Here is a 21202-nt window from a genome sequence, read left to right as displayed (position 1 = left end):
TGTTGCTAATGCGCCAGCGACTTGATCGCCGGATAGAGCGCCCGGTAACGCCCGTAAGCCTCCTCGTAGGCACCAGCGAAGGCGGATACGGGCTCGATCGTCCCGGCCGTCGCCGGCGGCGTGCAGACGGCAACCGGATCGGCCCCCGTGGCCGCAATCAGCCCGAGCCGGGCAGCACCGAAGGCCGCGCCGAAATCGCCGTCGGCCGGCAGGTCGACGGGCACGCCGAGCGCGGTGGCGATCGAGGCCAGCCAGTAGCGAGAGCGCGAGCCGCCGCCGATAGCGGTGACGCGGGAGATTTGGGTGCCGGCAGAACGCAGCGCCTCGAGGCTGTCACGGATGGCGAAGGATACCCCTTCGAGCACGGCTTGGGTCAGCACGACGCGGCTGCTCTCGTGGCCAAGGCCGATGAAGGCGCCACGGATCGCGACATCGTTATGCGGCGTGCGCTCGCCGGAAAGATACGGGAGAAATGTTACGCCCGACGGCGCCTTCAGCGTATCGCCGAGTTCGCCGGTGAGGTCAGCCGGCGACTTACCGGTGATCTCGGAATGCCAGTTGAGCGCATCGGTGGCCGACAGGATGACGCCCATCTGGTGCCAGGTGTTGGGAAGCGCATGGCAGAAGGCATGCACGGCGCTCTCCGGCTTCGGCAGATAGGAGCCGTTGGCGGCAAACAGCACGCCGGAAGTCCCGAGCGACACAAAGGCTGCGCCATCGCTGACGGTTCCCATGCCGCAGGCCGAAGCCGCATTGTCGCCTGCCCCGCCGGCCAGGACGACGTCGCCGGACATGCCCCACTTCGCCGCCAGTTCGCCACGAAGTTTGCCGCCAACCTCGGTGCCTTCGACCAGTTGCGGCATCTGCGCTTCGGTAAGGCCGGTGGCGGCCAGCAATTCAGCCGACCACTTGCGCTTGCCAGTATCGAGCCAGGATGTGCCCGCCGAGTCCGACATTTCCGAGATGTGTTCGCCGGTCAGCCAGAGGCGGAGGTAATCCTTGGGAAGCAGCACGTGGGCCACCTTGGCGAAGATTTCCGGCTCGTGCCTGGCAACCCAGGCGAGCTTGGGCGCGGTGAAGCCCGGGAAGACGATGTTACCTGTCAGTGCGCGAAAACGCGGATCGGCGTCGAGCGCGGCCGCCTCGACATGGCTGCGCGTGTCGTTCCAGAGGATGCAGGGGCGCAGCACCTTGTCGGCAGCGTCCAGCAGCGTCGCGCCATGCATCTGACCGGAAAGGCCGATGCCGCGCACCGCAGAAAGCTCGTTCGGATGAGAAGCCTTGAGGCCCGCAATCGCCTCCTCCGTGGCACGCACCCAATGCGCCGGATCCTGCTCTGACCAGCCGGGATGCGGCCGCGAAACGTCAAGCGCGCCATTGGCGGAGCCGACGATCTTCTGATCGCCGTCGATCAGCATGGCTTTGACGCCGGAAGTGCCGAGATCGAGACCGAGATACATGTGGTTTACTCCTGTTGCCGCCCCTCAGGGCAGATTGTCTTTCAAGAAAATATCGAGCCGGATGCGCTCCTGGGCCGCGATGACAGCCAGCCCGTCGGCCTTGGCCTTGAGCACGCGGACAGCGCTGCGAACCTCATGGCCTGCATCCTGGTTAAGCACCACGTCGATCAGCCCATCCTGCAGGGCCTCGCGGGTGTAATCGGTCAACTCGTGCGCAACGACTGTCAGAGCCTTGCCTGCAGCCCGCGCCCGCAAGGCTCTGATCAGGCCGCGGTTGCCGGCGCCAATACTATAGATGCCGATCACGTCTGGATTGTCCGCCAGTGCTTTCGTGACAAGCCCGTTCACCGTCTCCGGATCGTCGAGCCCCTCCAGCACCGGCAGCAGCGTCAGGGCGGAAAACTCCTGCTCCATCATCGCCGAAAAGCCCTCGAGCCGTTCGCGATGGTCCCGTACCAGCAGCGAACCTGCGAGCACGAGGACTTCCCCCTTCCGTCCGCCGAGAAACCGGCCGAGCAAGCGCGCCGCCGTCCGCCCTGCCGCGATGTTGTCGATGCCGGCGTAATGATGACGTGCGGAACCGGTCAGGTCGGAAACCAGCGTCACCACGGGAATTTTCGCTTGTACCAGCCTTTCAACGGCATCCCGGACTTCGGGCGCATCGACGGCAACGAGCGCCACGCCGGCAATATCGGCGCCGGCAAGGCTGTCCAGCGCCGCCACCAACGCTGCGGGGTCGAAAGCCTTGACCTCGATGATGCGGATAGAGCACCGCTCCGATCCCGCGCGTGAAATTGCCTGCCGCGCCTCGGCGTGCAAGCTGTGCATGAAGGAATTATCGCTGGCCGGAAGGATGAAGACGAGCGGATAGAGGCGACCCTTGGCCAGATTGGCGGCCGCCATGTCGCGCACATAGCCGATATCGTTGATGACCGCTTCGACCCGCTGCCGAGTGACGCTGCGCACGCCGGCACGCTGGTTAAGCACCCGGTCCACGGTCGCAAGGCTAACGCCCGCTGCAGCGGCGATATCGTGAACGGTTGGCCTCATGTCTCCTCCTTCGAAGACACTTAGCGCCAAATCTGACGTACGTAAATCAGATTTTTCAAGGCGAAGGCTTTCGACGCAAGCTTGCCGCCGAAAGACCGGGCTCAGACGTTATTTTTCGCGGTCGTTGGCGATCCCCGCCTCGACCCGCCGGGCGATAGCCGAGAGATCGCGCTTCTCGCCGCCGAGGGTCTCGATAGCACCCACCGCGACGTCGCTCGCCACGTAGTCGGATTTGTGACCCATATTGTGGATTGAGATCAGTCGGGCGCCGCTTATGGCTTTTGCCAGTTGTCCTGCGTGGATTGTGGGCGAGACGACACTGTCGGTATCGCCTGTTATGATGATGGTAGGCTTTTCTATCTCGGGGTAGCGCGGCGATGTCTTGGCGGTCCAGTCCTTGAGATTGGCAACATCGACGGCGTTGTTGTGAAAAGAACCGGGACGGATCGCCATCAGCGCGTGGGTTTTCGCCACATAGTCCGCAGGCGCGACGTTCGGCGCAAAAACGCCCTTCACTGCACTGTCGATCATCACCACGCCGGCTGGCGGTGCGATTAACGTCGAAAACAGCCAGCCCGTCACGGGCGTCGAGGCCGCGCGATAATACCAGGCGATGCCGCCCGGCCAGGGATAGACGGCGGGCGAGAGAAAGACCAGGCCGATGACCTTGTCGGGGTGACGCAGCGCAAAGCTGGCAACCACGGCACCACCGAAGGAATGGCCCACGATGATCGCCTTCCTTATCCCCCGTTTATCCATGACAGCGGCTATGGCATCCGCCTGACCATCAGGATAGGCGTTTTCCGCACCGCCACGGTCCGAGCGTCCGTAGCCGGGGCGATCGACGAACAGCAGATCCGCCCGGCCCTCCAGCTTGCCACGAAACGACAGCATCGGGTCGAACAGGTTGGCGCTGGCACCATGGACGAAGACGACCGGCGGCAGGTCGGGATGACTGGCGCGCAGGTAGACGCTGTTCATCCTGTAGCCACCGACATCGATCAACTCCTGCGGCACGGAATCTGCAGTCGCCGAGGTCGCGCAGGAAGCTCCGCAAGCGAACAGTGCGAGAAGCACGAGTGCCCGCCTGATGGTGCAGAAAGTCGTTTTGAGCATGTAAACGGGGTCCGGCATGGAGGAACGAATGAAATGTCGATACGTCGCCGACGGCGCGCCGGTTCACCGGCCGGCACGAAAACGCCGCCAGACAGATACGTCGTGGCGGCGAAAAGGTTTCGGTCGAAGTTGCTAGTGGCCGCCGGCCGGCGCACCCTTGGGTGGCGGCTTCGGCTTGCTGATCATCGCAACGCCGATCAGCATGAGCGTGAACAGCACCGTCAGGATCATGAACACGTCGCTGAACGACATCACCATCGCCTGCTTGGTGGTCAGGTTGACCATCGTGCGTACGGCGACATTCGAACCGTCCATCCCGTGAGCATTGTAGTTGGCGGCCATGCTGTTCAGCTGATCGACGGCAACCGGATTACCCCAGTTGATATTTTCGCGCAGGCGCATGTAGTGCAGGTCCTGCCGGGTGGTCAGCACCGTGTTGATGATCGCAAGGCCAACGGCACCGCCGAGATTTCTCGTCAGGTTGAACAGGCCCGAAGCGCCGCGCATGCGCTCCGGAGCCATCGTCCCCAGCGCGATATTGTTGATCGGCACCATGCACAGCATCAGACCCACACCGCGCAGGATCTGCGGGATGAGCAACTCCCAGAAATCCCAGTCGGTGGTAATCGACGTCATGATCCATGTGCCGGCTGCAAAGAAGATAAACCCGGCCGCCATGATAATCCGCGGATCGAGCTTGCTCGACAGCATGCCGGCGACCGGCGCCGTACAGAACATCGCGAGGCCGGAGACAAACATGGTCTCGCCGATCATCAGCGAATCGTAGCCGCGTATGCGACCGAGATAGAGCGGATAGACGTAGGTCAGGCCATATAGCCCGATGCCCATGACGAAGGAAAATACCGAGCCGAAGGAAAAGTTCTTGTTGGCGAAAGCCTTCAGATCGACAATCGGAAAGGACGCTGTAAAGGCCCGGAAAAAGAATATTACCCCGCCTATCGCCGAAGCAATGGCGGCGATGACGATGTAGCCGTCGTTGAACCAGTCGTTGGTGTTACCTTCCTCGAGCACATACTCCAGCGCACCGAGAAAAACGGCCATGCCCAACAAGCCCCACCAGTCGAACTTCTTCATCAGCGACAGCTCAGGCTTGTCGAAGTCGATGAAATTCCATGTGACGAGCGTCACGAGAATACCGGGGCCGATGTTGATCAGAAACAGCCAGTGCCAGGAGAAGGCATCGCTGAGATAGCCGCCGACCGTCGGTCCGATGGTCGGTGCCAACGTGGCGATCAAGCCGATGATCGGCGATATGACATTGCGCTTTGATGGCGGAAAGATGGTAAAGGCGGCAGCAAACACGGACGGGATCATGCCCCCGCCGATAAAGCCCTGCATCGCCCGATAAACGATCATCTGGTCGATATTGGTCGCAGTGGCGCAGAGAGCGCTGGATGCGGTAAAGCCGGCAGCGCAGATGGCGAAGAGATAACGGGTGGAGATGATCCGTGCCAGCGTGCCCGACAACGGGATCATGATGACTTCGGCTATCAGGTAGGCAGTCTGCACCCAGGCGATTTCATCGGAACCGGCACTGAGGCCGGCCTGAATTTCAGCCAGCGATGCCGACACCACCTGGATGTCGAGGATCGACATGAACATGCCGAGCACCATCGCGATGAATGCGATCATCCGGCGCGGATCTACGCGCTCCGAATCGGGAGCGGCAGAACCGGCAGCCGGTCCTGCAGTGGGTGTTGCGGCAGCCATGGATGCTCTCCGAGCGTTACTTGTTTGACTGCGGCGCAGTGCGCGTATCGACGTCGACGACGACGCTGAGGCCGGCACGCAGGCGACCGCTGTCGAGTGCTTCCTGCGGCAGGGCGATGCGGACCGGCACGCGCTGGATCACCTTGGTAAAGTTGCCCGTCGCATTTTCAGGCGGCAGCAGCGAGAAGACCGAGCCGGATGCCGGCGCGATAGACTCGACGATACCGACAATCGGCTCGTCGCTATAGGCATCGACATGCACCTCGACCTTGGAGCCCGGAACGACGTGCTGGAGCTGGGTCTCCTTGAAGTTGGCGTCGATGTAGAGCTTGCGGGTCGGGACGATGGACATAAGGCGCGTTGTTGAAGACACGTAATCGCCTTCCTGGACCGAGCGGTTACCCACGATGCCATCATAGGGGGCCTTGAGGACCGTGAAGCTCAGGTCGCGGGCGGCCTTGTCCCGCGAGATTTCGAGTGTCCGGACCGTGCCTTCAGCCTGCCTGCGCTGCGCCTGCAGCAAGGCAATATTCGCCTGTGCCGAGGCAATATTGGCATCGCCGGCGACGAGGTTGGCGTTGGCCTGGTCGAGCGCGATATTGGCGGAGTCGACGTTGGCGGCGGTGCCAGCAGACTTCGATTCCAGCTGGGTCGCGCGGCTCTGGGTGATCTGCGCGCCACGCACCGTTGCCTGCAGCGCCACCTTCTGGGCCTGCGCCTGGGCAAGCGAGGCCTGCGCCCCTACGATTTGCGCGTCGATGGTCTGCAATGCCAGCTTCTCTGTATCAACCTGCGCCTGCGCCTGGTCGAGTGCGTTCTGGTAATCGCCGTCGTCCAGTGTCAGCAGTACATCGCCAGCCTTGACCTGCTGGTTGGCAACCACGTCGACCTTGGCGACATAGCCGGCAACCTTGGGCGAGATGACCGCCATGTCACCGCCGATATAGGCATCGTCGGTCGACACCATGAAACGTCCGGTCGTCCACCAGTTATACCCGTACCAGCCACCGCCGATCAGCGCGATCACGACGATGATCGGAAGGACGAAGCTGCGGCGCTTTTTGCCGGCTTTTGGCGGATCGACTGTCGTTGTAGCCGAGGGCTCAGCTGGCGCAGGGGTGCTGCGTGCTTCGGCCGCTGCCGGCTCCGCTTGCACAGCCGGGTCAGACTGGGCAGAATTGGCGTCTGCGGGTTCGCTTACAATGCGTGCAACATTGTTCTTCTGAATGGACGACATGTAGAGAGCACCAGATTTTTACGGAATTTGTCGAACCGAACGGTTCGGTTCAGTTGACATAGAGCGTTTAACACATCATATCAAGTCATACCGAACCAATCGGTTCGATTTGGTTAAAGAATCTTCGTTGAATGACAGTGTCTGACAATATAACGGTCAAAAACAATTTGGCGCCTGAGGATAACTCTTCTTCGGCAGGCGGTCGCTGGGCGGCTGGCGAAGATCCGACGAAGCGCGAGCAGATCCTGGATGGCGCCCATCGCGTCTTCATGCGGCTCGGCTTCGACGCCTCGAGCATGAACGATGTAACGCGCGAAGCTGGCGTTTCAAAGGGCACGCTCTACGTTTATTTTGCCAACAAGGAAGAGCTGTTCACCGCAATCATCGAGCGGCAGCGTGCTACATTCATCGCCACGATGCGCATGGCTCTGGCGGAGCATGACGATCTCGAAGGGGGCCTCTACGACTTCGGCGTCACGTTCGTGCGGCATATGACCGACGAAAAGGTCATCACGGCGATGCGCACGGTGCTGGGTGTCCGCGAAAGAATGCCTGTCCTCTGCAAGCGGTTCTTCAAGGGACCAGAAAATCTGCGCACTGTCCTGCAGGACTTTCTGCTGCGGCACATGGCGGATGGCAAGCTGGAGATAGACGATCTCGACCTCGCGGCCGGGCAGTTTCTCGATCTTTCCAGCGGCACTTTCTTCAAACTTCGCCTGTTCGGAAGCATGGATGAGCCCCCTGAACAAGCGGAAATCGAGCGTGTGATCAATGGCGCGGTGAAAACCTTCCTCGCCGCCTATGGAAAGTCTTCAAAGCCTTCGTAAACCAAGGCGCCCTCGCGGCGCTTGCGCTCGAACTTCCAGTTCCTACATTAGCCCGGGTATTTTTCGCCGGTTTAGTCAATGTGGGGAACACGATCGATGCAGACACTGATGCCATTGCTACAGGATCCAAGCGCCTGGGTGGCGCTCGTCACACTCGTAGTGATGGAGGTGGTTCTCGGCATCGACAACCTGATCTTCATCTCGATTCTCACCAACAAGCTGCCACCTGAAAACCGCGACAAGGCCCGCAAGATCGGTATCGGCCTGGCTTTGATCATGCGCCTTGCGCTGCTGGGCACGGTCGCCTGGATCGTGCGCCTGACGGAACCGGTCTTCGATATCATGGGCCATGGCTTTTCCTGGAAGGACATCATCCTGATTGCCGGTGGCCTGTTCCTCCTGTGGAAGGCCACGAAGGAAATCCATCACAGCGTTGATCCCGTCGATCAGAACGGCGATTTCATCGCAAAGTCGACCACGACGGGCTTTGCCGCTGCCATCGGCCAGATCCTTCTGCTCGACCTCGTCTTCTCCGTTGACAGCATCATCACCGCCGTCGGCATGACGCCGCACATTCCGATCATGTTCGTGGCCGTCATCACCGCGGTCCTGGTCATGCTGCTGGCTGCAGCGCCGCTTGCCAACTTCATCGAGAAGAACCCTTCGATCGTCATGCTGGCGCTCGCCTTCCTGCTGATGATCGGCACCACCCTTATCGCCGACGGCATGGGCTTCCATGTACCGAAGGGCTACATCTACACCGCGATGGCATTTTCCGCCCTGGTGGAGATTCTCAACATGATGGTGCGCAACCGCAGGGAAAAATCCAAGACCCGGCACTGAGCCTACGGACCTTCCCGCAATAGACCGGCTCGGCGCTCGAAAGACTGCCGATCCGTCAGGCCAGCATGCCGCTCTGGCGCACCGGAAATCGGCGGTTTTTCTTGACCTCGACGGTTGAATATGTCCTAAGGCCAGCCAGACGGAAAATGGCTGGCCTGGCAGTGTTTTTGGCGCTGTTTTGAGGCTGTTTCCGAAACTCCGATCCGTGGCGCCGGCCAGTGCCCCGTCTGGATCTCCCGCACGTCATTACGGATAGACATCATGACCACTTCAGGCGTCCGCGTCCGCATCGCACCCTCCCCGACCGGCGAGCCCCATGTCGGCACGGCCTACATTGCGCTGTTCAACTATCTCTTTGCCAAGAAACACGGTGGCGAGTTCATCCTGCGCATCGAGGATACCGACGCTACCCGTTCGACGCCGGAATTCGAGACTAAGGTTCTGGATGCGTTGAAGTGGTGCGGGCTGGAATGGTCGGAAGGCCCTGACGTCGGCGGACCCTATGGGCCTTACCGCCAAAGTGACCGCAAGGACATGTACCAGCCCTACGCCGAGGAGCTTTTGCGCAAGGGCCACGCATTCCGCTGCTTCTGCACGCCGGAGCGCCTGACGGCAATGCGCGAAGCCCAGCGCGCAGCCGGCAAGCCGCCGAAATATGACGGTCACTGCCTTAACCTGTCCGCCGAGGAGGTAACCTCGCGCGTTGCATCGGGCGAAGCCTCCGTGGTGCGGATGAAAATCCCGACGGAAGGCTCCTGCGACTTCCACGACGGCGTCTATGGCGATGTCAGCATTCCGTGGGACAGTGTCGACATGCAGGTGCTGATGAAGGCCGACAACATGCCGACCTATCATATGGCAAACGTCATCGACGACCATCTGATGAAGATCACCCACGTCGCGCGCGGCGAGGAATGGTTGGCGTCCGTGCCGAAACACATACTGCTCTACCGCTATTTCGAGTGGGACCAGCCGGTGTTCATGCATCTCTCCCTGATGAGGAATGCCGACAAGTCGAAGCTGTCGAAGCGCAAGAACCCCACCTCGATTTCCTACTACACGGCACTCGGCTATATCCCGGAAGCGCTGATGAACTTTCTCGGCCTGTTTTTTATGCAGATCGGCGAAGGCGAGGAACTGCTCGATATCGAACAACTGGCTGCCAACTTCGATCCAGAGAACCTGTCCAAGGCCGGCGCCATCTTCGACATCCAGAAGCTGGACTGGCTGAACGGCCGCTGGCTGCGCGAGAAAATGTCGGAAGAGGAATTCAGCCGGCGCGTGCTCACCTGGGCGATGGAAAACAACCGCCTGCAGGACGGCCTGAAGCTGTCGCAGTCGCGCATCACCAAGCTCGGCGAGCTGCCGGACCTGATGGGCTTCCTGTTGAAATCCGATCTGCACCTCGATGCATCGGCCTTCGCCAAGATCAAATCGACGCCTGAAGAGCTGCTGGAAATCTTCAACACGGTGCAGCCGGATCTCGAAAAGATCCTCGAATGGAATGTCGAGTCCATCGAGGCCGAGCTGCGTGCCATCGCCGATCGCATGGGCAAGAAGCTGAAGGTCATCCTGGCGCCGCTCTTCGTTGCCATGTCCGGCTCGTCACGCTCGCTGCCGCTGTTCGACAGCATGTCGATCCTCGGCCGCTCCGTCGTGCGCCAGCGCCTGAAGCTCGCAGCCACTGTGGTGGCGACGATGGCCGGCAGCGGGAAATGAATGTGCTGGGAGGAGACACCTGTGTGTGTCCTCCCTCATTCCTGTGCTTGTCACAGGAATCCAGCCACGGCGCGTCTGCGCTGTGAGAGAATGAACGAACCATCCCACGTCCAAGGACTTGGACGTACTGGATTCCTGTGACAAGCACAGGAATGAGGGATACCGAAAGCAAAGCGCGCCCCGGCTACAGGAAATAGAACAATGTCCGACAACAAGACCGAAACTGCCCTGTCCTCCGATGCGACCGAAGTGCGCGCCCAGAAGCTGAAGCTGCTGCGCGAACAGGTGGGCGATGTCTATCCGGCGCATTTCCACCGGACCATGACGAACACCGAGCTGGCGGAGAAGTACAAGGACCTGGAGATCGACGTCGAAACGACCGACACGGTCACGGTCGCCGGTCGCGTCTACTCCTCGCGCAATTCCGGCATGTTCATGGACATCCATGACGCCGGCGGCAAGATCCAGATTTTCAGCCACAAGGACACCACGCCGGAAGAAGCCCGCGCCCTGCTGCCGATGATCGATATCGGCGACATCATCGGCGTGACCGGCGTCGTGCGTCGTACCAAGCGCGGCGAGCTGACGATCTCGGCCCGCGAGATCACCATGCTAACCAAGTCGTTGCTGCCGATGCCGGAAAAGTGGCATGGCCTGTCCGACATCGAGACCCGCTACCGCAAGCGTCACCTCGATATCATGACTAACGAGGACAGCAAGCTGCGCTTCCAGCAGCGCTCGAAGATTGTCTCCGGCATCCGCCGTTTCATGGAAAATGACGGCTTCATGGAAGTCGAGACGCCGATGCTGCATTCGGTCTATGGCGGCGCCACGGCCGAGCCCTTCAAGACCCACCACAACACACTGAAGCTCGACATGTACCTGCGCATCGCGCCGGAACTGTTCCTGAAGCGCACGCTGGTTTCAGGCCTGACCGACAAGGTCTTCGAGATCAACCGCAACTTCCGCAACGAAGGCGTCTCCACCCGGCACAATCCGGAATTCACGATGATGGAGTGCTATTGGGCCTATGCCGACTACGAGGACATCATGGACCTCGTCGAGCGGCTGTTCGAGACACTCGCCCTGTCCATCCACGGGACGACCGAGTTTGCCTTCGGCGACAAGCAGATCTCCTTCAAGGGCCCGTTCAAGCGCGTGCCCATGCCGGACGCCGTCAAGGAGGCCACTGGCATCGACTTCCTCGCCATGAAGACCGACGAGGAAGCCCGCAGCGCCGCCAAGGTTGCCGGCTTCGCCGTCGAGAAGGACTGGACCTGGGGCGAGTGCCTGGCTTTCATCTTCGAGGAGAAGGTCGAGGGCACACTGATCCAGCCAAGCCACGTCACCCATTTCCCGAAGGACATCTCGCCCTTCGCCAAGGAAGTGCCGGGCGAGCCGCGCCTTGTCGAGCGTTTCGAGACCTATTGCAACGCCTGGGAACTGGGCAACGCCTTCTCGGAACTGAACGATCCGGAAGAGCAGCGCAAGCGCATGGTCGAGCAGCTCGAGCAGGCCCATGCCCGCGGCGAAAAGGACAAACAACTGGACGACGAGTTCCTGGACGCAATCGACCAGGGCATGCCTCCGGCCGGTGGCCTCGGCATCGGCGTCGACCGCCTGATCATGCTTTTGACCAACGCCCCGTCGATCCGCGACATCATCCTCTTCCCGGCTCGCCGCGCCAAGGCTGACTAGATAACGCATATGTCGAAGCGCAGGGGGGGGGCGACCCCTGCGCCAACAGTCTATCGGCTTGTGCCTGTCACCTGCGGATCGGCCGGCAGGGTGGCCGCAACGGCTTCGCTCGTTGCGGGCAAGGCAGCGTTTACCTGCAGCGACGTGGGTATGATCTTCGGCTCGACCTTCACACCTATGAAACTGCCGGTACTGCCATGCTCCGGCTTGACGTCGGCTGCTGCAGGCGGATGCTCGGCTGGCGGTGCAACAGCCTCCGGTGATTTTTTCTCGCTGCTCTCGCTCTTCGCAGCGCCCTCGGCTGTCGGCGGGGTCTTCGGATGCTTGCCGCCTTCTGGCACCTTGGCAGCTCCCGTGGTGACCGGGTCGGTACAGTCGCTGTGGTCTTTCAGGGAGGCCATCACGCCGTCGATATCCGTGCTCGTCATATCGACCCGGTCTCCGAAGAACAGGCCTTCGTCGCTGGCACCGCCATTGTAGTAGCGCGCTGTTATCGGCACCTCGACCGAGCCATCGGCAATCTTCTCAGGGTGGGGAATATAGACCACCGTGGCGCCAAGGGCGCGGCCGTGAATGTCGGACTGCAGTGTCGGTCCCTTCTTGTCGAGCACCACGACCTGAACCAGGTCCGGCTTCTGCGCATCATAGACGGCCTTTGCCACGCGCAATGCTGTCTTGACGCGCGTCAGACCGTCAGTCGCATCGGAGGTGATGTACTTGCGCAGCCAGACACGGTGATTCTTGCGGATCGTCACGAGATTGAGGTCGGTGCACTGCATGCCGTTGACGGATGTAGCGGAGGGGCCAAGCAGTCTGTCGCGACCGATATAGAGTGCGAATGCGCCGGAGGAGCCCATCAACAAGGCCACTCCGCCGACAATCATAACCAGCTTCCGGGGTCGCCGGAAAATGCGCAGTAAGGCCTTCAAGCCAACTGCTCCACCATAAAGCACTCCAACACCGCGATAGACACTCGCAAAGCTAGAGATATGACGTTTCAGAATACTTAAGGAGAGCGTAAAACGCCCCTCCATACAGCCACATTTCGATAAAACAGTCGCCGGAATTTCAGAAACGAAACCAATAGCTTCAAGTTTGTGCCGGATAGACGCATCCACCTGAGGCTGCTTCATTTCGAGGCGATTTACAACCTTATGATGCGTCGATGGCTTGCTTGCATTCGTTGATAGGTGACGCTGCGCCCTCCATCGCTCGTTGTACCGCGATCAGGCCGACCGACATCATCATACCGGCGCTGTTCTCAACCGCGCACGGTCCCGGCGGATAACGCGGTGCTGGTCACCTTGCTGTCGAATGTGGCATCCTAATATCTTGACCCCAGGCGACGGCCAGATCGCCGACGGCGGCAACCAATGAAAAGGGAGAACGTCATGGACACTGCAATGCTGATCGGGTCACGCTTCGAGGCCGGCACGGAAAATGAAGAACACGTTCTCAACCCGAAGACCGGCGAGACCGTGCTCGACCTCCCCGAAGCCTCGCTCAGTCAGGTCGACAAAGCCGTGGATGCTGCAGAAGCCGCCTTCAGGACATGGTCGCAGACCACGCCGGCCCAGCGTTCGGCTTACCTGCTGCGGATCGCCGACGCGATAGAGCGGGATGCCGAGGGCTTTGCAGCGCTCGAAGCGCTGAATTGCGGCAAACCGATCAACGCAGTCCTCAATGACGAGATACCGGCGATCGTCGATTGCTACCGCTTCTTTGCCGGTGCCGTGCGCAACCTGCACGGACCTGTGGCGGGTGAATATCTGCCCGGGCACACCTCGATGATCCGCCGCGACCCTGTCGGCATCGTCGGCTCCATCGCGCCCTGGAACTATCCCCTGATGATGATGGCATGGAAGCTTGCACCGGCGCTGGCCGGCGGCAACACGGTTGTGTTCAAGCCATCTGAACAGACACCGTTGTCCGCCCTGAAGATGGCGAAGCTGTTCGCCGAGATTTTGCCCGAGGGCGTGGTCAACGTCATCCTTGGACGCGGGGAGACGGTCGGCAGCGCGCTGATCAACCATCCGAAGATCGGCATGGTGTCGATCACCGGCGATATTGGCACCGGCAAGAAGGTTTTGGAGGCAGCTGCCAAGACGGTCAAGCGGACCCACCTCGAACTCGGCGGCAAGGCGCCAGTCATCATCTTCGACGATGCCGATATCGATGCAGTGGTGTCGGGCATTCGTACCTTCGGCTACTACAACGCCGGCCAAGACTGCACTGCGGCCTGCCGCATCTATGCCGACGCGAAAATATACGACAGGTTCGTCGCCGACCTGACCTCCGCCGTGTCATCCATCAAATTCAATCTTGCCGACGACACCGAGAACGAGATCGGACCTCTGATTTCGAAACGCCAGCGCGACAGGGTGGAAAGCTTCGTCGACCGTGCAGCGGAGCACAAGCACATGGAGATCACCACCGGGGGCAAGGTATCTGGCGATAGGGGCTTCTTCTACACGCCAACCGTCATCGCCGGCGCGACCCAGGCAGACGAGATCGTCCGCCGCGAGGTATTCGGGCCTGTTGTCTCCGTCACCCGCTTCACCGACGTCGACGACGCCGTCGCCTGGGCTAACGACAGCGACTATGGCCTTGCCTCATCCGTCTGGACAAAGGATATCGGTCGCGGGATGCAGACGGCGGCACGGCTGCAATACGGCTGCACCTGGATCAACACCCACTTCATGCTGACAAACGAGATGCCGCATGGCGGGATGAAGCAATCGGGCTATGGCAAGGACATGTCGATCTACGCGCTGGAAGACTACACCACGGTCCGCCACGTGATGATAAACCACGGATGAAGCGGCGATCTCGGCGCACTCCACGTCGGGTGCGCCGGTTGAATTCAGAGACAGTTGGAACTTTTCTTTCGCTGGCGCGTATCCCTGCGACAATTGGCGCAGAGGAAATTTTTCATGCTGAAATGGGCTCTTATATTCTTCGTTGTTTCGGTGATTGCCGGCTTCTTCGGTTTTTCAGGCGTATCCGCCGCGACGGCAACCATCGCACGCGTGCTGTTCGGCATCGCCCTGATCGTGTTCCTGATCTTTGTCGTTCTGGCCATCATGGCCGGCAACGCAATAGTCTAACGACCTGACTTTGCTCCGCCCCCCGGTTGGTCGGGCGGAGCATCTGACCTTCAAGGCAGGCAAGCGTCGAAGGTCAGCGTGAACCGCGTTTCTTCCGCGGAAGAGGCAACTGTCAACTCACCGCAATGAGCGCGCGCTATCTCGGATGCAATATAGAGCCCGAGACCAAGCCCCTGGTGGCTGGAATTTGCCGAAGCCCGCACAAAGGGCTTAAACAAGTGCTCGGCGATTTCGCCCGGTATGGGATCTCCGGGGTTTGCGACGGTGAGCTCGAACCGGCCATTCTCGACACGGGCGCCCACGTAAATTTCCCCATCCTCCGACCCGTGCGTCAACGCATTCGCAAGCAGGTTCGACAACAGCTGGCCTATGCGCGCCGGATCGCAGCGTACGCTGACGGCGCTTATGTCCGCCCGGATAATCCGGTCGGGATGGGTGGACGCTAGCTCGCTTATGACCTGCTCGATCATCGGCCGCACTGGCACCACCTGCATGTTTTCCACCAGCAGACCGCTGCCGAGACGTCCGCGTGCAAAGTCCAGTACGTCGTCGATCAGTCCGGACATGCGGCTGACACTCGCCTGCATCAGCTTCAGGATCGAACGCGACTTGTCATCGAGAGGCGAGCGCTGCAGGATTTTCGCACCGGCTTCGATTGAGGCCAGCGGGTTACGAAGATCGTGCCCGAGGACAGCGATGAATTCCTCTCGAAGTGCCGTATTTTCCTGCTCTGTCCGCAGCCTGTCCTCGCTGTCGAGAACGCGCTGGTTGGCATCGAGATGCAGCGCGATCAGGTCGGCGAACAGCCGGAACATGCTGATCGTCGATTGCGTGCTCAGTGTTCTCGGCACCCGGTCGATAGCGCAGAGCGTCCCAAAAAACGTGCCGTCGGGCAGGATGATCGGCATCGAGATATAGCTCTGCAGCCCGTACATCTGCGGCGTATGATGCATGGAAAACACCGGGTCTCTGGCAACGTCGTCGATAACTACCGGCTGGCGGTTCTCACGGATGTCGTGGCAGATCGTTGTCTCGACCTTCAATTCGCCGCCCGGCTCCAGGCCAAAGGCAATGTCGTCCCGCACGCCGCAGGCAATCCAGCGATCTTCTGTGACCCTGGCGACTGCCGCAAATCCCATGCCGGTGGTCTTGCAGACAACTTCGAGAATGGTGGGAACGGCATCGATCCGCGAGATGGCCCGGACTGAGGAGGTCGATAGCTCGTCTGACATTCCACGCTCACTCGCCACGCTTGAACAAGGCGCCTCCCGTTACGCTGCGGGAAGACAAACCAAATTTGACCTACACAGAACATTGGCCCTTGGATAGTAGTCAAGCCCGACAAATTGTTTGCCGGTACAGGGTCAAGCAAGTCTAGCGCTGCATTGCTGAAGTCGCTGCCCAAACAAGCCTAGATGAGGCTGGCACCGACATTGATCGCCAGTGCCAATATCGTGGTATTGAACAGGAACGACAATACGGAATGCAGCAGCGCAGTCTTGCGCATGGATGTCGTGGCAATAGCGACATCGGCAGTCTGCGATGCAACGCCGATCGTGAAGGTGAAATACAGGAAATCCCAATAATTGGGTTCCTTGATATCGTCGGGAAAGCGGATCGGCGGCTTGCCGCTGCTGTCTGCATAGAAACGGTGGGCATAGTGGGTGGTGAACAGCGTGTGCAGGAAGACCCACGAGATCAGGATCGTCAGAAACGCCGTCCCGGCATTCTCCAGGGCCTGCGCAGGAGAAGCATTCTTGACGCCGCTGAGTTCGATGCCGATACCCCCGATGCTCGCCACTGCGGCGGCTATCGACAGGCAAAGCACCAGAACGTCGGAAAAGTCGCAGTCGGCCGATCGCTGCCGGATGCGGCTGACGTTGGAGCGCAGCATGCAATACCAGGTGAAGGCGATGTAGACGACCGCGCCCCAGTTCCAGCTTGCCAGAAAGTTGCTGGCATTGAACTGCCGGGACGTCGTCAGCGCGAAGACGACCAGGCTGGTCAGGACAGCGAGTACGACGTTCAGATGCTTGCGCACCAGCATAACGACGGGCGATCGCGCCGCCCTTCGCTTTACACTCTGCTGCATGCCGGCGCTCCGTTCCTGGTCACATCGTCCTGATATACAGTGGCGGGGCAATCTGACAAGCCATCCGGCTCAAGCCACCGCACCAGCAAACATGTGCTGTCATCAGCAACTTCAGGGTCTACATCGGCCACCTACTGTCAGCCGGTCCAGCCGCCGTCCACAACCAGCGCCTGGCCCGTCGTGAAGCCCGATTCATCCCCGGCGAGATATGTCACCAAGGCAGCGATCTCTTCAGGCGTGGCGATGCGCCCCATCGGTTGGCGGGCAATGAAATCGGTCATGGCCTTGTCGTAGTCGCCGGTGGCCCGAAGGCGCTCATGAAGCGACGGGCTATCTACCGTGCCGGGGCAAATGGCGTTGGCACGAATGCCCTTGGCCACGAAATCGGCGGCAATAGACTTGGTCAGGCCGATCACGGCAGCTTTGGAGGCACAGTAGGCAAAGCGGTTCGGCACGCCCTTAACGCTTGAGGCGACCGATGCCATGTTGACGATGACACCCTTGCCCTTCTCCAGCATGCCCGGCAAGAATGTACGGCATGTTGTGTACATGGCCTTGGCATTGAGGTTGAAGGAGAAGTCCCAGTCTTTCTCCTCGCAGTCGAGGATGCTGCCCGCGTGGACGAAGCCGGCACAATTGAACAGCACGTCGATGGCGCCGATCTCGCTGGCAAATTCCTTGACGCGATCGCTGTCGAGCACATTGAGGACGTGGGTTTCGGCTTCCTCGAGGCTCGCCAGAGCCGCCTCGTTGATATCGGTCGCAATGACCCGGGCGCCAAGCCCGAGGAAGCGTTCGGCCGACGCGCGGCCGATGCCCTGCGCCGCCGCTGTGATCACGACGGTCTTGCCTTCCAGTCCGTGTCCCATATCGAATTTCCCTGTCCTAAGATCTGCCGGAACGCCTTAGCATCAAGCCGGGATCGTTTACACAATGAACGACTTGAGCCAGCCAGTTCGAACTCTATGCCCGCTGACGCGACAGCGTCCAGAGACATTCGCACGCCCGCTCAACAGCGATAATATCCACATATGCATGTTTGATTTATCTGTAAACGCCACATTGTCCAGCGTCAAGGTAGCAGCCCATCGCTTGCAAACGCCATCCATTCATATATGAAAGTTTTCAGTCAAAATTGCAGTGACAGGGATGAGATGGCCAGCGCTGACGAGGAAGGTGACCGGTACAGAGCCCCGGCACTCGACAAGGGTCTCGATATTCTGGAGCTTCTGGCACGCATCGACGGCGGCCTGACACAGGCGGAGATCGCCAAGCATCTCGGCAAGAGCCCCAACGAATTCTACCGCATGCTTGATCGACTGGTGCGGCGCGGCTATGTCCAGCGACAGGAAGGCGACCGCTTTTTACTGACGCTGAAGCTGTTCGGGCTGGCACATTTTCATGCCCCCGTGCGCCGGCTTGTGTCGTTCTCGACGCCGCTGATGCGCGAATTTGCCAACCGCGCCGAACAGGCCTGCCACCTGGCGGTCTTTGATCGCGGTTCCGTCGCCATTATCGCCCAGCAGGATTCGCCGACCTATTGGGGGATCTCGATCCGGGTCGGCGCCCAGATCAGCTTGTTCAACACCGGCTCCGGCCATGTGCTGCTCGCTTTCCGCGACGAAAAGCAGCGACAGATGATGATCGACGAGCAGCAGCGCCGCGACGATGATGTCGCCATGCCCGGCGATCTCATCGGGCGGCTGCAGGTCATCAGGGAGCGCGGCTTCGAGACCATGGACAGCCTGCAGACGACAGGCGTCCGCAACATTTCCGCGCCCATATTGGCGCGAGATGGTAACGCGCTGGCCGCTCTTACCTGTCCCTATATCCAGCCGGTCAGCGACAAGGCACCCAGCTTCGACCAGGTCATAGCGTTTGTACGCGCAGCAGCAGCGGAGATTTCCGAGACGGTTGCCGGAATGGTGGACGAGGCAGGTTGATAACTCTTATATGAATACCCTATTCTTCCGTGAAAAGCCTGACGGCACATCCGGAGGAAACCATGCTGTTCGATAGCCATCTTCATATCGTCGACCGGACAAGGCTGAACTACCCCTGGCTCGCCGGCTCAGGCGCGCTCAACCGTGACAGTCTCTACGACGATTATGCCCTCGAAGCAAAACGGTGCGGCATCACCGGCGTCCTGCACATGGAGGTCGACGTCGATCCATCCGACATTGAGCCGGAAACAGAGTATGTGCGCGAGCTCGGCGCTCGGTCGGACAGTCTCATCCGCGGCGCGATTGCAGCTTGTCGCCCGGAGGACACCGACTTTCCGGGGTACCTCGAGCGTGTGCTAGCCGATCCTTTCGTCAAAGGCCTGCGTCGCGTCCTGCATGTCGTTCCCGACGAGTTGTCCACGCGTCCGCTCTTTCGCGAAAACCTCAGCCTCATGGCGGAGACGAGGCTGACCTTCGACCTCTGCGTCCTGCCGCATCAGATCGAGCATGCGATAGCACTCGTCGACCTCAACACGGAAGTCCGCTTCATCCTTGATCATTGTGGGGTCCCAGCCATCAAGGATAGCATGAGCGAAGCCTGGCAAAACGGCATCCGGGAAATTGCACGCCGTCAGAATGTCAGCGTGAAGATTTCCGGCGTCGTCGCCTATGCCGATCCGCAAAGCTGGACGGTGGAGACTTTGAGGCCCTTCATCGAGCACTCGATTGCATGTTTCGGATGGGATCGTGTCATCTGGGGCAGCGACTGGCCAGTCTGCACCCTCGGCGGAGGGCTATCGACCTGGGTGGCTGCAACCCACGCCCTCATCGCCGGCTGCAGCGAAAGCGAGCGGGCACGGCTCTATCGGCAGAATGCCCAACGGCTCTGGAACCTGTGAACCGACCGCAAAGAAACAGGCCTGGCTGCGTGCTGCGACCAGGCCTTCGAGATCATAGTTCAGTCGTGACGCTTAAGCGGCCTTCAGTTCCTTGGAGACCATTTCACGCAGTGTCACCAGATCCTTGCCGAACTGGCGAATGCCTTCGGCAAGCTTTTCAGTGGCCATGGCGTCTTCGTTCATCATCCAGCGGAAAGTCTTTTCATCGACGTTTAGCTTCGGCGTTGCCTTCTTGACATCCGGCGAAAGCTTGCGCTCGAGCTTGCCTTCGTCCTTTGCGAGTTCGTCGAGCAGGTTCGGGCTGATCGTCAGGCGGTCGCAGCCGGCAAGTGCCGCCACTTCCTCGGCGCTGCGGAACGAAGCGCCCATGACGATCGTGTTGATGTCGTTGGCTTTGTAGTAGTTGTAGATTTCACGAACCGAGATGACGCCTGGATCTTCTTCCGAGGTGTAGTCCTTGCCGGTCGACTTCTTGTACCAGTCGAGAATACGGCCGACGAACGGCGAGATCAGGAACACCTTTGCATCGGCGCAGGCAGCAGCCTGGGCCATGCTGAACAGCAGCGTCAGATTGCAGTCGATGCCTTCCTTCTGAAGGACTTCGGCAGCCCGGATGCCTTCCCATGTGGACGCCAGCTTGATCAGGATACGATCCTTCTCGATGCCGCGCTCCTTATAGCCGGCAACGATGGCATGCGCCTTCTCGATCGAGGCCTTGGTGTCGAACGAAAGGTCGGCGTTGACTTCGGTAGAAACGCGGCCGGGTACCAGCTTCGACAGCGCGGCGCCGACGGAAACCGCCAGGCGGTCGGCAACAGCTTCTGCAACGGCCTCGGACGAACCCGACTGCTTCTTGCCCCAGGCAACGGCTTCCTTGATATCGTCGGCAAACATCGGCGTGCCGAGCGCCTTCAGGACGATCGATGGGTTTGTCGTGCAATCCACTGGCTTCAGGCGCGCGACGGCCTCGATGTCGCCGGTATCGGCGACGACGGTCGTCATTTCGCGAAGTTGGTCAAGCTTGGAAGTCATGATGAATATCCTTGTTGATTTCGAACTGAGGACCGACGCCGTCTTGCGTGGCGAACGGTAAGGTTGGCAGGCCCTCCCCGACGCAAGTAAACGAGAGGGCAGTGACGATGTTCCCGCGGACGCAAGGGTTTCGCAGATGTATGGCGCGGGCTTTAGGATATGCCGGGGGAGCCATGCGGTGCAAGCGCGGAACTATGTTCCCGGCATCGCCGCTCCAGCACGCAATCATAACATCTGCCCGCAGATTGCCCTCCTCGCTGGACAAGAGACTAGGTTTTCCAAGGTGGATATCACCGCTCCACCAATGAAAAGTCAAGGACATTTGTGCATTTCAATTGACATAAGTCTCATGTCGCCCAATATCAACCCTGAAAAGCCGGCGTAGCGGCAAACAACATGCACGCGACGTCCGCCAATGTCATCGTGGCGGCAAATTCTCGGCGGCCTT

Annotated in this window: 18 protein-coding genes; 8 read left to right on the top strand and 10 right to left on the bottom strand. The window is 60.2% G+C overall.

Annotation, left to right across the window (positions count from 1 at the left end; genetic code table 11):
- Positions 1 to 5: 5 nt before the first annotated feature.
- The 5 genes from xylB to EQW76_RS18880 all read right to left on the bottom strand — a co-directional run bounded on the left by xylB (position 6) and on the right by EQW76_RS18880 (position 6594).
- A complete protein-coding gene (xylB, locus tag EQW76_RS18900) occupies positions 6 to 1460 on the bottom strand; it encodes a xylulokinase (RefSeq protein ID WP_143123059.1) in 1455 nt (484 codons plus the stop codon).
- A 24-nt stretch (positions 1461 to 1484) separates the two neighbouring features.
- The gene (locus EQW76_RS18895; RefSeq protein ID WP_142830421.1) at positions 1485 to 2510 is read right to left on the bottom strand and encodes a LacI family DNA-binding transcriptional regulator; all 1026 of its coding nucleotides are present in this window, start codon (positions 2508 to 2510) and stop codon (positions 1485 to 1487) included.
- Positions 2511 to 2618: 108 nt separating this feature from the next.
- Complete coding sequence (locus EQW76_RS18890) at positions 2619 to 3626, bottom strand: alpha/beta hydrolase (RefSeq protein ID WP_142830419.1); 1008 nt, start codon at positions 3624 to 3626, stop codon at positions 2619 to 2621.
- A 132-nt stretch (positions 3627 to 3758) separates the two neighbouring features.
- Positions 3759 to 5357 carry a DHA2 family efflux MFS transporter permease subunit gene (locus EQW76_RS18885; RefSeq protein WP_142830417.1) on the bottom strand — a complete coding sequence of 533 codons (1599 nt, stop codon included), beginning with the start codon at positions 5355 to 5357 and terminating at the stop codon, positions 3759 to 3761.
- Between the two features lie 16 nt (positions 5358 to 5373).
- Complete coding sequence (locus EQW76_RS18880; protein ID WP_142830415.1) at positions 5374 to 6594, bottom strand: HlyD family secretion protein; 1221 nt, start codon at positions 6592 to 6594, stop codon at positions 5374 to 5376.
- A gap of 131 nt (positions 6595 to 6725) precedes the next feature.
- Between EQW76_RS18880 and EQW76_RS18875 the strand changes: the two genes are divergently transcribed.
- The 4 genes from EQW76_RS18875 (at position 6726) to lysS (ending at position 11681) form a co-directional block, all read left to right on the top strand.
- Positions 6726 to 7421, top strand: a complete 696-nt coding sequence (locus EQW76_RS18875) for a TetR/AcrR family transcriptional regulator (protein ID WP_142830413.1) — start codon at positions 6726 to 6728, stop codon at positions 7419 to 7421.
- 96 nt (positions 7422 to 7517) lie between these two features.
- Complete coding sequence (locus EQW76_RS18870; RefSeq protein WP_142830411.1) at positions 7518 to 8264, top strand: TerC family protein; 747 nt, start codon at positions 7518 to 7520, stop codon at positions 8262 to 8264.
- A gap of 261 nt (positions 8265 to 8525) precedes the next feature.
- A complete protein-coding gene (gene gltX, locus EQW76_RS18865; RefSeq protein WP_142830409.1) occupies positions 8526 to 9983 on the top strand; it encodes a glutamate--tRNA ligase in 1458 nt (485 codons plus the stop codon).
- Between the two features lie 201 nt (positions 9984 to 10184).
- Entirely contained in the window at positions 10185 to 11681 is a 1497-nt protein-coding gene (gene lysS, locus EQW76_RS18855) for a lysine--tRNA ligase (protein ID WP_142830405.1), read from the top strand.
- Positions 11682 to 11731: 50 nt separating this feature from the next.
- Here the strand turns inward: lysS and EQW76_RS18850 are convergent, their stop codons facing one another.
- Positions 11732 to 12610 carry a hypothetical protein gene (locus tag EQW76_RS18850; RefSeq protein WP_244615375.1) on the bottom strand — a complete coding sequence of 293 codons (879 nt, stop codon included), beginning with the start codon at positions 12608 to 12610 and terminating at the stop codon, positions 11732 to 11734.
- Positions 12611 to 13072: 462 nt separating this feature from the next.
- On the opposite strand from EQW76_RS18850, the gene EQW76_RS18845 reads away from it, so the two are divergent.
- Positions 13073 to 14500, top strand: coding sequence for a gamma-aminobutyraldehyde dehydrogenase (locus EQW76_RS18845; protein WP_142830403.1), 1428 nt, complete (start codon positions 13073 to 13075; stop codon positions 14498 to 14500).
- A gap of 114 nt (positions 14501 to 14614) precedes the next feature.
- On the top strand, positions 14615 to 14788 hold the full coding sequence (locus tag EQW76_RS18840) for a DUF1328 domain-containing protein (protein ID WP_111218870.1): 174 nt from the start codon (positions 14615 to 14617) through the stop codon (positions 14786 to 14788).
- Between the two features lie 50 nt (positions 14789 to 14838).
- Here EQW76_RS18840 and EQW76_RS18835 read toward each other — a convergent pair whose 3' ends face one another.
- The 3 genes from EQW76_RS18835 to EQW76_RS18825 form a co-directional block, all read right to left on the bottom strand.
- The gene (locus EQW76_RS18835; protein WP_142830402.1) at positions 14839 to 16020 is read right to left on the bottom strand and encodes a HAMP domain-containing sensor histidine kinase; all 1182 of its coding nucleotides are present in this window, start codon (positions 16018 to 16020) and stop codon (positions 14839 to 14841) included.
- A 179-nt stretch (positions 16021 to 16199) separates the two neighbouring features.
- A complete protein-coding gene (locus EQW76_RS18830; protein WP_142830400.1) occupies positions 16200 to 16880 on the bottom strand; it encodes a DUF1345 domain-containing protein in 681 nt (226 codons plus the stop codon).
- A gap of 137 nt (positions 16881 to 17017) precedes the next feature.
- Positions 17018 to 17749: an SDR family oxidoreductase gene (locus EQW76_RS18825; protein WP_142830398.1), complete on the bottom strand. Its 732-nt coding sequence runs from the start codon at positions 17747 to 17749 to the stop codon at positions 17018 to 17020.
- Between the two features lie 285 nt (positions 17750 to 18034).
- On the opposite strand from EQW76_RS18825, the gene EQW76_RS18820 reads away from it, so the two are divergent.
- Together EQW76_RS18820 and EQW76_RS18815 are read left to right on the top strand one after the other, a co-directional pair.
- Positions 18035 to 18823, top strand: coding sequence for an IclR family transcriptional regulator (locus tag EQW76_RS18820; protein ID WP_142830396.1), 789 nt, complete (start codon positions 18035 to 18037; stop codon positions 18821 to 18823).
- Positions 18824 to 18885: 62 nt separating this feature from the next.
- Positions 18886 to 19722, top strand: a complete 837-nt coding sequence (locus EQW76_RS18815; protein WP_142830394.1) for an amidohydrolase — start codon at positions 18886 to 18888, stop codon at positions 19720 to 19722.
- A 72-nt stretch (positions 19723 to 19794) separates the two neighbouring features.
- Here EQW76_RS18815 and tal read toward each other — a convergent pair whose 3' ends face one another.
- Positions 19795 to 20754 carry a transaldolase gene (gene tal / locus EQW76_RS18810; protein WP_142830392.1) on the bottom strand — a complete coding sequence of 320 codons (960 nt, stop codon included), beginning with the start codon at positions 20752 to 20754 and terminating at the stop codon, positions 19795 to 19797.
- Positions 20755 to 21202 lie beyond the last annotated feature (448 nt).

The sequence above is a fragment of the Rhizobium sp. rho-13.1 genome (genome assembly GCF_007000305.1).
In the GTDB taxonomy this organism is placed as follows: Bacteria; Pseudomonadota; Alphaproteobacteria; order Rhizobiales; family Rhizobiaceae; genus Rhizobium; species Rhizobium rhododendri.
The sequence above is the reverse complement of the archived record's forward strand: the minus strand, read 5'-3'. Positions and strand labels throughout refer to the sequence as shown.